The 12702-nt window shown below is 67.5% G+C and carries 12 protein-coding genes; 8 read left to right on the top strand and 4 right to left on the bottom strand.

Features of this window, described 5'->3' with window-relative positions; genetic code table 11:
* The first annotated feature begins 59 nt into the window (after nt 1-59).
* The 4 genes from topA to proC all read left to right on the top strand — a co-directional run bounded on the left by topA (nt 60) and on the right by proC (nt 5774).
* On the top strand, nt 60-2807 hold the full coding sequence (gene topA, locus RCH21_RS05415) for a type I DNA topoisomerase (RefSeq protein ID WP_120147294.1): 2748 nt from the start codon (nt 60-62) through the stop codon (nt 2805-2807).
* Nucleotides 2808-2865: 58 nt separating this feature from the next.
* Complete coding sequence (locus tag RCH21_RS05420; protein ID WP_120147293.1) at nt 2866-3879, top strand: Ppx/GppA phosphatase family protein; 1014 nt, start codon at nt 2866-2868, stop codon at nt 3877-3879.
* Nucleotide 3880: 1 nt separating this feature from the next.
* The gene (locus RCH21_RS05425; protein WP_326963514.1) at nt 3881-4681 is read left to right on the top strand and encodes a sugar phosphate isomerase/epimerase family protein; all 801 of its coding nucleotides are present in this window, start codon (nt 3881-3883) and stop codon (nt 4679-4681) included.
* Between the two features lie 235 nt (nt 4682-4916).
* On the top strand, nt 4917-5774 hold the full coding sequence (gene proC / locus RCH21_RS05430) for a pyrroline-5-carboxylate reductase (RefSeq protein ID WP_120147291.1): 858 nt from the start codon (nt 4917-4919) through the stop codon (nt 5772-5774).
* Here proC and RCH21_RS05435 read toward each other — a convergent pair.
* The 3 genes from RCH21_RS05435 to RCH21_RS05445 are packed head-to-tail and all read right to left on the bottom strand — an operon-like array spanning nt 5740 to nt 9071.
* The gene (locus tag RCH21_RS05435) at nt 5740-6960 is read right to left on the bottom strand and encodes a glycosyltransferase 87 family protein (protein ID WP_326963515.1); all 1221 of its coding nucleotides are present in this window, start codon (nt 6958-6960) and stop codon (nt 5740-5742) included. The genes proC and RCH21_RS05435 overlap by 35 nt on opposite strands.
* A 37-nt stretch (nt 6961-6997) precedes the next feature.
* A complete protein-coding gene (locus RCH21_RS05440) occupies nt 6998-7636 on the bottom strand; it encodes a potassium channel family protein (RefSeq protein WP_120147289.1) in 639 nt (212 codons plus the stop codon).
* Nucleotides 7637-7658: 22 nt separating this feature from the next.
* The gene (locus RCH21_RS05445; RefSeq protein ID WP_120147288.1) at nt 7659-9071 is read right to left on the bottom strand and encodes a TrkH family potassium uptake protein; all 1413 of its coding nucleotides are present in this window, start codon (nt 9069-9071) and stop codon (nt 7659-7661) included.
* A 127-nt stretch (nt 9072-9198) separates the two neighbouring features.
* On the opposite strand from RCH21_RS05445, the gene RCH21_RS05450 reads away from it, so the two are divergent.
* From RCH21_RS05450 to RCH21_RS05465, 4 genes are all read left to right on the top strand, one after another.
* Complete coding sequence (locus RCH21_RS05450) at nt 9199-10401, top strand: acetoin utilization protein AcuC (protein ID WP_326963516.1); 1203 nt, start codon at nt 9199-9201, stop codon at nt 10399-10401.
* Between the two features lie 50 nt (nt 10402-10451).
* On the top strand, nt 10452-10967 hold the full coding sequence (locus tag RCH21_RS05455) for an ArsR/SmtB family transcription factor (RefSeq protein WP_326963517.1): 516 nt from the start codon (nt 10452-10454) through the stop codon (nt 10965-10967).
* A 228-nt stretch (nt 10968-11195) separates the two neighbouring features.
* Complete coding sequence (locus RCH21_RS05460) at nt 11196-11408, top strand: helix-turn-helix domain-containing protein (RefSeq protein WP_120147286.1); 213 nt, start codon at nt 11196-11198, stop codon at nt 11406-11408.
* 197 nt (nt 11409-11605) lie between these two features.
* Nucleotides 11606-11704, top strand: coding sequence for a 30S ribosomal protein bS22 (locus RCH21_RS05465; protein WP_003792170.1), 99 nt, complete (start codon nt 11606-11608; stop codon nt 11702-11704).
* Nucleotides 11705-11834: 130 nt separating this feature from the next.
* Here RCH21_RS05465 and RCH21_RS05470 read toward each other — a convergent pair whose 3' ends face one another.
* Complete coding sequence (locus RCH21_RS05470) at nt 11835-12647, bottom strand: HAD family hydrolase (RefSeq protein WP_326963518.1); 813 nt, start codon at nt 12645-12647, stop codon at nt 11835-11837.
* Nucleotides 12648-12702 lie beyond the last annotated feature (55 nt).

Below are 12702 nucleotides of genomic sequence, written 5' to 3' on the forward strand. Positions count from 1 at the left end.
GTTCCAGCCCGATACCCACGTTCCTGCCGCGGTATCGCACCCGTATATATAGGAGAGAAGTGCCGACCAAGGCCACGGACAAGAAGCACGGCAAGAAGCTCGTCATCGTTGAGTCCCCCAGCAAGATCAAGAGCATCTCGGGGTATCTCGGTGAGGGTTTCCAGGTCGCGGCGTCCATGGGGCACATCCGTGATCTCCCCCAGCCGTCCGATCTCCCCGCCGAGTTGAAGAAATCCTCGGTGGGTAAGTTCGCCGTGGATCTCGACAAGGATTTCGAGCCGTACTACGTCGTCTCCCCGGACAAGCGGAAGACGGTCGCAGAGCTGAAGGCCGCCCTGAAGGACGCCGACGAGCTCTATCTCGCAACTGACGCCGACCGCGAGGGCGAGGCGATCGCGTGGCACCTGCTGCAGGTCCTCAAGCCGAAGGTTCCCGTGTACCGCCTGACGTTCGGCGAGATCACCAAGGAAGCAGTCACGCGTGCCCTCGGCGAACTGCGCGACGTCGACATCCCCATGGTCGACGCACAGGAGACCCGCCGCATCCTCGACCGCCTCTACGGCTACGAGATCTCGCCCGTCCTCTGGCGTAAGGTGGCTCGCGGACTGTCCGCCGGTCGCGTGCAGTCCGTCGCGACGCGCCTCGTCGTCGAGCGGGAACGGGAGCGCATGGCGTTCCGCGCGGCGTCGTACTGGGACCTGACCGGAACGTTCACGCCGGAGGACTCGTCGAAAGGCAGCACCTTCCCGGCGAAGCTCGTGGCCGTGGACGGCAGCCGCATCGCCTCCGGCAAGGATTTCTCCGACCGCGGCGAGCTGAAGGCCTCCACCGTGGTCCGGCTCGACGAGGACGCCGCCCGCTCACTGGCGACCGGCCTGGAGACGGCCGAGTTCACGGTCCGGTCGCTCGAGACCAAGCCCTACACGCGTCGGCCGGCGGCTCCGTTCACGACGTCGACCCTGCAGCAGGAGGCGGCCCGCAAGCTGCGCTTCAGCTCGAAGGTCACCATGCAGGTGGCGCAGCGGCTGTACGAGAACGGCTACATCACCTACATGCGTACCGATTCGTCGTCGCTGTCGGACCAGGCCATCAACGCAGCCCGTCGCCAGGCGTCGGAGCTGTACGGCCCCGAGTACGTCCCCGAGTCGCGCCGTGTCTACAAGGGCAAGGCCAAGAACGCCCAGGAAGCGCACGAGGCCATCCGTCCCGCCGGTGACTCCTTCCGCACGCCCGCGCAGGTGGCGCAGTCCCTGCGTGGCGACGAGTTCCGCCTCTACGAGCTGATCTGGAAGCGCACGGTCGCCTCCCAGATGGCCGACGCCAAGGGTTCGACGGCGTCGCTGCGCCTGGGTGCGAAGAGCGCCGACGGCCGGGACGCCGAGTTCGCCGCGTCCGGCACGGTCATCACCTTCCGCGGTTTCATGGCCGCCTACGAGGAGGGTCGCGACGCCGACCGCACCGAGGACGGCACGGACGACGACGCGCAGGGCACGCGCCTGCCGAACGTCGTCAAGGGCGACTCCCTGGGGGCCAAGGCCATCGAGGCCATCGGCCACGAGACGTCCCCGCCACCGCGCTACACGGAGGCATCGCTCGTGAAGGTGCTCGACGAACGCGGTATCGGCCGCCCGTCGACCTACGCCGCGACGATGTCGACCATCATGGACCGCGGCTACGTCCGTACGCGCGGCCAGGCCCTGGTGCCGAGCTGGATCGCGTTCTCGGTGGTGCGCCTGCTGGAGGAGCACTTCAACGATTACGTCGACTACGACTTCACGGCGGAGCTCGAGGAGGACCTCGACCGCATCTCCCGCGGGGAGGCGGGTCGCGTCGAGTGGCTCAACCGCTTCTACTACGGCGACCGCAAGGAGACAGGTCTCCATACGATCGTCAACGACCTCGGGGAGATCGATGCGCGGCGCATCAACTCCGTGGAGATCGCCGAGGGCATCACCCTGCGCGTCGGCAAGTTCGGCCCGTACCTGGAGAAGCCACTGCCCGCCGATGCACCCGAGGGCACGGAGCCTCAGCGCGCCAATGTCCCGGAGGACCTCGCCCCCGATGAACTGACGGCCGAGAAGGCCATCGAACTCATGGAGGCGCCGACGACACAGGAGCGTGTCCTCGGAACCGACCCCGAGACGGGCCGCTCCATCGTCGCCCGCGACGGCCGCTACGGCCCCTACGTGATCGAGCTGATCCCCGAGGTGACCGCCGAGGAACTCGCGAACCAGCCGGTCGAGTTCTTCAAGAACGGCAAGCCCAAGCCCCCGAAGAAGGCTGCAAAGGTGAAGCCGCGCACGGGCTCGCTGTTCGCGTCCATGTCGGTGGATACCGTGACGCTCGAGGACGCCCTCAAGCTCATGAACCTGCCGCGCGTCCTGGGGACGGATGAGGACGGCAAGGAGATCACGGTCCAGAATGGCCGCTTCGGCCCGTACCTGAAGAAGGGCAGCGACTCCCGGTCCATCGGCTCCGAGGAGGAGATCTTCTCCATCACCCTCGAGCAGGCGCTGGAGATCTACAAGCAGCCCAAGCAGCGCGGCGGCCGCACGGTGACCCCGCCCCTGGCCGAGTTCGGTGACGATCCCGTGAGCGAGAAGCCCATCGTGGTGAAGGACGGCCGGTTCGGCCCCTACGTCACCGACGGCGTCACCAACATCACCGTGCCCGGATCCATGGCGATCGAGGAACTCACGCGTGAGCAGGCTATCGACATGCTCGCCGAGAAGCGCGCCAAGGGGCCTGCGCCGAAGAAGACGACCCGGCGGGCGCCTGCCAAGCGCAAGGTCGCGGCCGGCAAGTAGCCGCGGCACGGCGTGAGGAACTGACAATGGCCTGGGTAGAGTTGGAAGCGCGGGAACAATGCGGCTAGGTGTGCTGGATATAGGGTCGAACACGGTCCATCTTCTCCTTGTGGACGCCCGTCCGGGCGGTCGGCCGGTGCCGTTCGCGTCCCATAAGAAGCCCCTGCAGCTCGTCGCCTACCTCGACAAGCACGGCAGCATCACGCGGGCGGGCCAGGACGAACTCGTCGGCTTCGTCCGTGAGGCGCGCGCCTTCGCCGCCGGGCACGACGCCGAGGATTTCCTCGCGTTCTGCACCTCCGCGATCCGAGAGGCCGGCAACGGCCGTGATGTCCTGGAGCGCGTGCGGAGGGAAACCGGCGTCGACCTCCAGGAACTCTCCGGTGACCAGGAAGCAGCGGTGACCTTCCAGGCCGTCCGCCGCTGGTACGGCTGGGGTGCGGAATCCATCCTGAACCTCGACATCGGCGGGGGCTCCTTCGAGATGGCGATGGGAACGGACGAGCTTCCGGAGGTGGCGCTGTCCGTCCCGCTCGGTGCGAGCCGGCTGACCCGCGACTGGCTGCAGGGGGATCCGCCTTCGGCCAAGAGCGTGAAGGAGCTGCGCCGCTATATCAAGGCAACCCTGCGCGACGCCGTCCCACAGTTCGCGCACCTCGGGACACCCCACCTGGTGGCGGGTACGTCGAAGACCTTCCGGTCGCTGGCACGCATCGCAGGGGCCGCGCCGTCGGCGGCGGGGCCCTTCGTCCGCCGCGAACTGCGCCTGGAGGACCTCACCCTGTGGACGAAGCGGCTGGCAGCCATGAGCGCCAAGGACCGCACCAACCTCGACGGCGTGTCCGATCTGCGCGCGCCACAGGTCCTCGCCGGTGCGCTCGTCGCCGAGTGCGCCCTGGAGCTTTTCGATGTCCCAGCCATGGATATCTGCCCGTGGGCGCTCCGCGAGGGACTGTTGCTGAGGCGCTTCGACGCCAAGATGTTCGAGGCCGACGAGCCGCTTCCGGGAGCCGGGGTAGGACACTCCCAGCTCGACTCCACGCGACGCGAGTCCCTTCCCCGTGGAGCCTGACGTGGAGGACCCGACCGGCAAGCCGCGGTCGATCCCCGTTGCCCTCTCCAGTGCCTCGGTCTACCCGCTCGCGGTCCACGATGCCTTCGCCCTGGCCCAGGACCTCGGCTACGACGGCGTGGAGGTCATGGTCACGAACAATTCGGTGAGCCAGGACCCGGACCGGCTGACCGTCCTCAGCGATCGCTACGAGATGCCCATCCTCGCGATCCACGCGCCCACGCTGCTCCTGACCCAGCAGGTGTGGGGCAAGGCCTGGACGAAGATCGAGATGTCGGCCGCCATGGCCGCGGAAGTGGGCGCGAAGACCGTTGTGACCCACCCGCCCTTCCGCTGGCAGACCGGTTACGCGGAGGAATTCCCCGAAGGGATCCGGCGGGTGGCATCGGAGTACGGGGTCGAGATCGCTGTCGAGAACATGTACCCGTGGAAGGTCCGGGGCCGTGAGGCGAAGGCCTACCTGCCGCACTGGAATCCGGTGCCGGAGCCGTACGAGCGGATCACCTGGGACTTCTCCCACGCGGCGATCGCAGGAATGGACTCCTACGAGGAGATCCGGGGCCTGGGGAGCCGACTCGCGCACGTGCACCTGACGGACGGGACCCCGAACGGCAAGGACGAGCACCTGCTGCCGGGCCAGGGGCAGCAGCGATGCGCCGAGGCACTGGAGCATCTCGCCGTTTCGGAATGGGACGGGGTCGTGGCCGTCGAGGTGAGTACGCGGCGTGCGCGTGCTGCCGGCGAACGCGAGGAGTGGCTCGCGGAGACGCTCCGGTTCGCCCGGTTGCACCTGCAGCATTGACGGCTGGTCCGGCCGACCAGGTGTGGGCGAACGGTCCTTGAACGAGGAATGGCGCCGGCGGACTGTCCAGATGCTGGGGGAATCATCTGTTGCCACCGACGCCGGACCGGATCAGGAATTCCGGTCCCCATCACTCGCACCCTTATGAGGTGGTCCCAACACTAGGGACCCTCCTTGTGCTCCAACGGCAAGGACCCTGGGAGTGGGCTGTGAGCCCTCGTGGCAGGATGGGATCATGACGACGGACAACTCCCAGCGCATCGCCTTCCTCGGTTGCGGATCCATGAACGAGTCCATCCTGGCCGGGCTGCTGGCGGCAGGGACGGACCCCTCGAACGTGACCGCGACGGTCCGCCGGCCGGAGCGGGCGGGCGAACTCCGCGCTCGGCACGGTGTGACGGTCCTCGCGACCGGTGATGACGAGGGCGCCAACACGAGGGCGATCCGCGGGGCCGACGTCGTCATCCTGGGCGTGAAGCCCATCGGTATCGTCCCGCTGGCCCGGGAGATCGCACCGGCACTGGCGCCGTCCGCCGTCGTCGTGAGCGTCGCGGCGGCCGTGACCACCGCAATGATCGAGGGAGCCCTGCCCAAGGGCCAGGCCGTCATCCGTTCCATGCCCAACACCCCGTCCCGGCTCGGCAGGGGAGTCTTGTCCATCTCCGCCGGGTCCGCCGTGAGCACAGAGTTGATGGCGGGGGCGCGGAACCTCCTGGAGTCCGCCGGCACCGTCGTCGAGATTCCGGAGGAACAGGTGGACGCGCTCTCCGCCATCAGCGGATCCGGCCCCGCCTACGCGTTCTACCTCGCCGAGGCGATGGCGGCTGCGGGGGTCGAACTCGGCCTGGATGCGGACCTCTCGGCACTGATAGCCCGTGAGACCGTCGCCGGAGCGGGCTTCATGCTCGCCGAGGAGGGCGCTGACGCAACGGCGCTCCGCCGCGCCGTCACGAGCCCCCACGGAACGACGCAGAGCGCCATCGAGACCTTCGAGAGACTGGGGCTTGCGCGGGTCGTTGCCGACGGCGCTCACGCCGCGACGGCACGGGCTGCCGAGATCACCCGCGATCTGGCAGGCCCTGCCTCGTCCTGACCGGCCGCAGCGCCCAGAGCGCCAGCAGGGCCACCGGCAGTACCACTCCGAGACCGGTGAAGAGCCGAAGCGGAAGGGGACCCTCTCCGGACACGGTGCCGGTGAGGGTCAGCGTGACGGTGATGGAGGAGAACATCATGACCGGAGCGAGCGCCGCGAGCAGCACCCAACTGGTCGTGCGCCGTGCCCGCGTTCGTTCCCGCGCATAGACGTAGCCGACGGGAAACAGCAGGGCGATCCAGACCCAGTGGTGGAACCACGAGATGGGCGAGATCGCGAGCATGACGACCGCGTTGGCCGTGATGGCTCGGACCTGGTCGCCGGCGTCATCGGCCCTGCGGATGGCGCGGTAGCCGAGCGCGATGACCACGAGCGATGCCAGGACCCACACCGGCCGTTGCACACTCTCGGCGAGTCCGGACTGCGCGACGATCGAGTTCAGCGAGACGTTGTAGAGATCCGCCGTCGACCCCACCCGTGAGGCATCGAACAGTGCGCCGAGCCAGAAGAATGCCGATTCCCGGGGTGCCAGGGCCCAGCCGACGGCCACCGTCGCGGCGAACGAGCCCGTCATCCACGCGAGCGAGCGCCAATCGCGCCGCGCCAAAAAGACGAGGCCGAACGCGAGAGGCGTGAGCTTGATGCCCGCGGCGACGCCGATCAGGACGCCGGAGGGCAGCCGCGTGGAGCGCAGCAGATCGGCGAGGATCAGGACCATCAGGAGCGCGTTGACCTGGCCGAAGCCGAGACCCTCACGCCACGGGCCGCTGATGCCGGTCAGCAGCATCGTCACCAGGACGGCGGCGGGCATAGTCCACGGCCTGTCGCCGCGGACCGCCCCGGAGGCGCGGAGATAGCGTGCGACGACGACGGCCACACCGACGAGACAGACGCACGACAGTGCGGTGACGATCACCAGCGCAAGCGCTTCGGGAACAAGCGCCAAGGGTACGAAGAGGATCGCCGCGAAGGGCGGATAGGTGAAGGGCAGACCACGGGTATCCGTCTGGACGAGCGCGTCGTCGTAGAGCTCTTTGTCCCCGGCGTGGCCCAGGAGCGCCAGCGACCCCTCCCGGTACACCGTGAGGTCGAGCCCGTGGATCCGGGCTGCCAGAACGACGACGGCGAGCACGAGCGCGGCCCCCGCCGCCGTCGCTACCCGGAGCCGGCGGGGCAGCGGTGCCATGCCGGCGGATCGGGGTCCGGGGGAGAGGACCCGCACCCTAGGGCCGGCCGGCGAAGCGTTCGAGCAGGTCCACGTGCCCGGAGACGATCAGCATGTCGCGTCCGGACACCTTGGTCTCGGGCCGCGCATAGGTGAAGTCCTCGCCCGGTGACTTCACGCCGACCACGGTGACGCCGTACTTCGAGCGCACGGACGATTCCGCGAGCGTGAAACCCTGGGTCTCCTTCGGCGGGTACATCTTGACGATCGCGAAGCCGTCGTCGAACTCGATGAAGTCGAGCATGCGGCCACCGACGAGGTGGGCGGCGCGCTGACCGGCGTCCGATTCGGGATAGATGACGTGGTTGGCGCCGATGCGCTTCAGGATCTTGCCGTGGGAGGGCGTGATGGCCTTGACCCACAGGTGGTCGATGCCGAGGTCCACGAGGTTCGCCGTGATGAGCACGCTCGACTCGATCGAGGTGCCGACACCGACGACGGCTGCCGAGAACTCCTGCGCGCCCAACTGGCGGAGGGAGTCTATGTTCGTCGCATCGGCCTCGACCACATGGGTGAGGATGCTGGCGAACTTCTGCACGAGCTGTGGGTCCCGTTCGATAGCCAGGACCTCCCGGCCCTGGCGGACGAGCTGTTCGGCGGTGGCCGCTCCGAAGCGGCCGAGGCCGATCACGAGCACGGGGGCGTTATGGGCGGGTCTCTCAGCCAATGATCGGCCTTTCCTCGGGGTAGCGGTACAGCGTGCTGCGTTGCCTCAGCGCAAGGGCCGAGGCGAGCGTGATGGTGCCCATGCGCCCGGCGAACATCAGGGCGGACAGGACGTACTTGCCGGCGGGCGGCAACTCGGCGCTCAGGTTGGTGCTGAGACCGACGGTCGCGAACGCAGAGATGACCTCGAAGACCACCTTGTCGAGCGGTTCGTCCGAGAGGGCGAGGATGAGCCCGCTGCCGACCAGCACGAGGGTGGCGCCCATGAAGATGACGGAGATGGCCACCCGCATCGCGCCGGCAGGAATGGTGCGGCCCCAGGCGCGGACATCGGAATCACCGCGGGCCTCGGCCACGATGGCGAGGAACATGACGGCGATCGTCGTGACCTTGATGCCGCCCGCGGTCGATGCCGACCCGCCTCCGGCGAACATCAGCGCGTCCGTGAGCAGCATCGTCGTCGAATTCATCTCGTTCTGGTCGACGAGGTTGAACCCCCCTGACCGCGTCATGACGGAGGCGAAAAGGGCATGGATGGTCTTGTCCGCGATGGTCAGGTTCGAGATCGTGCGATCGTTCTCCCATTCGAGGAAGCCCCAGGCGAACGTGCCGGCGACCAGCAGGATCAGCGAGACCGACACCGTGAGCTTCGCGTGGAGCGTCCACTTCCTGAAGCGGTGGCGCACTTGTACGAAAACCATGATCACGGGGAACCCGAGGCTGCCGAGGAACACTCCGACCATGAGGGGCGTGAGGATCCAGAGGTCGGTCTCGTAGGGCACCAGTCCGTTGCTGTGCGGGGTGAAACCTGCGTTGTTGAACGCCGAGATGGAATAGAAGATGCCGTGCCAGATGGCCTGCCACCAGGGTTCCCCGAGAATCATGAACCGCGGGATGAGCACGACGGCGAGCACGATCTCGATGAGCACGGAGGTGGTGATGACGATCCGCAGGAGCGTACCGATCTCCCCGAGGCGGCTCGCGTTGTTGAGCGCCTCCTGGGCGAGGAGCTTCCCGCGCACGCCGAGCCGCTTGCTCACGATCAGGGCGAGGAGCGAAGCGAGTGTCAGGGTGCCCAGTCCGCCGATGAAGATGCCGAGAAGGATCACGAGCTGCCCGAAGAAGGACCAGTGCGTGGCGGTGGAGACGACGGTGAGGCCCGTGACACACACCGCGGACACAGCGGTGAAGAAGGCGTCGTGAAGGGCGGTGACTTCGCCGTTGCTGGCGGACACCGGCAGGCTCAGCAGCGCCGTGAACACCAGGATGACGCCTGTAAAGATGAAGAGGGCGAGTCGCGCGGGCGAGCTGTTCGCGAAGGAATCGACGAAGTCACGGACCGACGCCAGCAGCCTGACGTATCCGCGTCGATCGTCCGTCAGCCACTGTGGCTGTTGACTTAACATTGACGTCCGCTCTGCCCCGTGTGCTGGTCCTCCCGCCGAAGCGGCTACCCTGATTGTCCCCTGCAGTAGTAAAGCATCTCACCAGGAATCGTCGTGGGAATATCACGCATCGCGTAGCCTTGCAGTGATGTCTACGCATTCCGGGCCGGCGGTGCCACTCCAGGTCGTCTGGGACGATTCCATGCTGGCCTACGACTTCGGTGGCCAGCACCCTATGAACCCGGAGCGGCTGCACCTGACGGCACGGTTGATGCGCGATTGCGGGCTGCTCGACCTCGCCGGCGTCAGCGTGACGGCCCCCTTCGTCGCCTCCGACGACGAGCTCGCCTCGGTACACAGCCCTGACTACATCAGCGCGGTCCGCCGGGTGAGTAGCAATCCCGACACCTCGGATCCGGCCCGGGGCCTCGGCACGGAGGACAATCCCGCCTTCGCCGGCATGCACGAGGCGAGCGCGCGACTCGCCGGCGGATCGCTGGGAGCGGCGGAAGCCGTGATGAGGGGGGACGCCCTCCGGGCGGTCAATTTCGGTGGCGGCATGCATCACGCGGCGCGTTCGCTGGCCAGCGGTTTCTGTATCTACAACGACGCCGCCGCCTGCATCCAGCGACTGCTCGACCGCGGTGCGCAGCGCGTCCTCTACATCGACGTCGACGCCCATCATGGGGACGGCACCGAGAGCATCTTCTGGAACGACTCCCGCGTCATGACGATCTCCCTGCACGAGACGGGCATGAGCCTGTTCCCGGGTACCGGGTTCGCCAATGAGACCGGCGGTGCCGGCGCCGAGGGGTATGCGGTGAACGTCGCCCTCCCCACGACGGCCGGGGACGCCGCCGTCCTGAGGGCCTTCCACGCCGTGGTGCCGCAGCTGGCCGGGGCCTTCGCACCCGACGTCATCGTCAGCCAGCACGGTTGCGATTCACACCGTGAGGACCCGCTGACGAACCTGCGGGTCAGTGTGGACGCGCAGCACTCGCTGATGCTGTCGGTACGCGATCTCGCGGACAGGTTGTGCGGCGGTCGATGGATCGCGACCGGTGGGGGCGGTTATGCGCTCGCAAGCGTGGTGCCGAGGTCGTGGACCCTGCTCGTCGCGGTCGCGGCGGGCGCGGCGATGGGTCCGACGACGCCGGTCCCCGCCGCGTGGCGGGACTACGTCCTGGAGCGGCACGGCATCGATGCCCCGCGGCTCATGGGCGACGGCGCCGAGCTGTGGTGGCGCTCATGGGAGATCGGCTACGACCCCAGTGACGAGCTCGACCGGACGGTGATGGCGACCCGCAAGGCGGTCTTCCCTCTCCACGGGCTCGACCCATGGTTCGACTGAGCACTGCCGGGCAGGATGCCCCGCCACGTATATATCGCTAGGGTAGGCGAATGGGTATCGATGATGTTTTCGCTGTCATCGCCGAAGGTACGCGCAGGCAGATCCTCAAGAACCTGCGCGACGGTGACAAAGCAGTGGGTGAGCTCGTCGTCGAGCTGGAGGTGAGTCAGCCGACGGTGTCGAAGCACCTCAAGGTCCTGCGGGAAGCGGGCCTGGTCACCATGCGGGCCCAGGGTCAGAAGCGTTACTACTCATTGGAGACGGCCCCGCTCGGCCTCGTACGGGACTGGCTCGCCGACTTCGAGCCGCCGGTACCCGCGGCTGGATCGGACGGACCGTCCGAGCAGGGGGCAGGTAGCCAGGCACCCGTCGTCGAACCTGAAGCCGGAACGGGCCAGACCGGTGCGGAGGCCGGGGTGCTGGCCGCCGCTGTGCTGGCAGGTCCGGAGGTCCTGCCGGGAGCTGATGGCTCCCGGCCGCAGATCGGTCGGACCATGGGTCGTGCAGCGGAGCGTGCCGCCGACCTGCTCTCCCAGCTCCGGCGTCGACGCGACCATTCGTCCTAGTCCTCGGGTATCCGGCCAGAACGGGCGGCGCATGCGAGGCGAGGTGCAGGAAGAGGTGGAGGGCCTCGAGCTGCTCTTTCACTTTGGTCACATCAGCCACTAGAGTGAACCCTTAGGCGGATAATCCTTTTGCTACAAGGCGACACGCCGATCAGTCGCCCAGGGTGTCTTTTCTCGATGCCGGTCTCAGGTGAGTTACGGACATCCAAGCAAAGGAATAGTGGTGTGATGGCAGACGGGAATAACTTCTCGGATGTGCAGTTCTTGACGGTCGCGGAGGTCGCTGACCTCATGCGTGTCTCGAAGATGACCGTCTACAGGCTAGTGCACGCCGGGGACCTGCCCGCCGTGCAGTTCGGTCGTTCCTACCGCGTACCGGAGTCGGCCGTCGAAGAGTTCCTCCAGCGGGCGCAAGTGGACGGGCAGTCCGAGAGCGCCTGAGCCGCCAGGGGTCGTCCTGACCGTCCGTCAAACGGATGTACCCTGTTAAGGAGCGTTTTGGGCGGGCCTAGGCCCGCTCGACTTATTGCATCATTCGGGCGATTGCCACCAGGTATGCGCCTTTCGTCAGCCCCAGTGCCGCCTCCTGGCTCACCGCCGGAGTACGTGCTGGCACCACAACAGTTTGTGAGGACTCTATGGGTTCAGTAATCAAGAAGCGCCGCAAGCGTATGGCAAAGAAGAAGCACCGCAAGCTGCTGCGAAAGACCCGTCACCAGCGCCGCAACAAGAAGTAGCAACGCTTCCGGCTCTATGCCGGAGTGTGCCGACCGGCCCGGGACCCTGCCATCACGGCACGGGTGCCGGGCCGTCGTCGTTCCCTGGCCTCGCAGCACCGGCGACAGCATCGCCCAGGTGCGGACCGGGTCAGCGGCCCCTGAACCGCGAGAACCCGCGCCAGAGCCCATAGATGGATCCTGCGACCGTGGCCGCCCGCAGTCCGAGCGTCGCAGCGCGGCGTCCGCTCCGGAAGTCGTACACCGGCCAGTTGTTCGCGCGGGCATGGCGGCGGAGCTTGCTGTCCGGATTGATGGCCACCGGATGTCCGACGACGCTCAGCAGCGGGATGTCGTTGAAGGAGTCGCTGTAGCCCCAGCACCGCGCGAGGTCGAGGTTCTCCCGCTGCGCCAGTGCCAGGACTGCGGCGGCCTTCGCGGGTCCATGCAGGAAATCGCCGACCAGTTTACCCGTGTAGAGACCCTCGGCGACCTCGCCGACCGTGCCGAGTGCGCCTGTGAGCCCGAGCCGGCTCGAGATGACGGCCGCCACCTCGACGGGGGTACCCGTCACGAGCCATACCTGGCGGTCCGAGGACAGGTGGTGCTCGGCGAGGGCACGGGCCCCGGGCCAGATCTTCGACGCGATCATCTCGTCGTACACCTCCTCGCCGAGGGCGAGGATGTCCTCGTGGGCGATGCCGATCGCGAACGCCAGGGCAGCGTCGCGCACGGAGTTCACATCCGTCATCGTCTCGCCACGCATGATGAAACGCAGCTGCTTCCACGCGAGGCCGGCTGCGAAGCGCAGGGTGAAGGCCTTGCGCTGGTACATCTTGCGCCCCACATGGAACAGGCTCGCGCCACGCATTAACGTGTTGTCGACGTCGAAGAAGGCTGCCTCGCCCGAAGTGGTCGCCGGAGGCTCTGGCGTGGGCTGAGTGCCCCCTGCGGCGTCCGGCATGATCAGAGTCTAGTTCGTCGCCCCGCGGCCGGGCCCGCGGCGCGGCAGTACGGTG

The sequence above is a fragment of the Arthrobacter sp. PL16 genome, from assembly GCF_035985055.1.
Taxonomy (GTDB): Bacteria; Actinomycetota; Actinomycetes; order Actinomycetales; family Micrococcaceae; genus Arthrobacter_D; species Arthrobacter_D cheniae.

Bases quoted from the DNA above. Each gene is read 5' to 3' on its own strand.
- RCH21_RS05420 (WP_120147293.1), top strand. From the start codon at position 2,866: ATGCGGCTAGGTGTGCTGGATATAGGGTCGAACACGGTCCATCTTCTC.
- proC (WP_120147291.1), top strand. From the start codon at position 4,917: ATGACGACGGACAACTCCCAGCGCATCGCCTTCCTCGGTTGCGGATCC.
- RCH21_RS05435 (WP_326963515.1), bottom strand. From the start codon at position 6,960: ATGGCACCGCTGCCCCGCCGGCTCCGGGTAGCGACGGCGGCGGGGGCC.
- RCH21_RS05445 (WP_120147288.1), bottom strand. From the start codon at position 9,071: ATGTTAAGTCAACAGCCACAGTGGCTGACGGACGATCGACGCGGATAC.
- RCH21_RS05450 (WP_326963516.1), top strand. From the start codon at position 9,199: ATGTCTACGCATTCCGGGCCGGCGGTGCCACTCCAGGTCGTCTGGGAC.
- RCH21_RS05455 (WP_326963517.1), top strand. From the start codon at position 10,452: ATGGGTATCGATGATGTTTTCGCTGTCATCGCCGAAGGTACGCGCAGG.
- RCH21_RS05460 (WP_120147286.1), top strand. From the start codon at position 11,196: ATGGCAGACGGGAATAACTTCTCGGATGTGCAGTTCTTGACGGTCGCG.
- RCH21_RS05465 (WP_003792170.1), top strand. From the start codon at position 11,606: ATGGGTTCAGTAATCAAGAAGCGCCGCAAGCGTATGGCAAAGAAGAAG.
- RCH21_RS05470 (WP_326963518.1), bottom strand. From the start codon at position 12,647: ATGCCGGACGCCGCAGGGGGCACTCAGCCCACGCCAGAGCCTCCGGCG.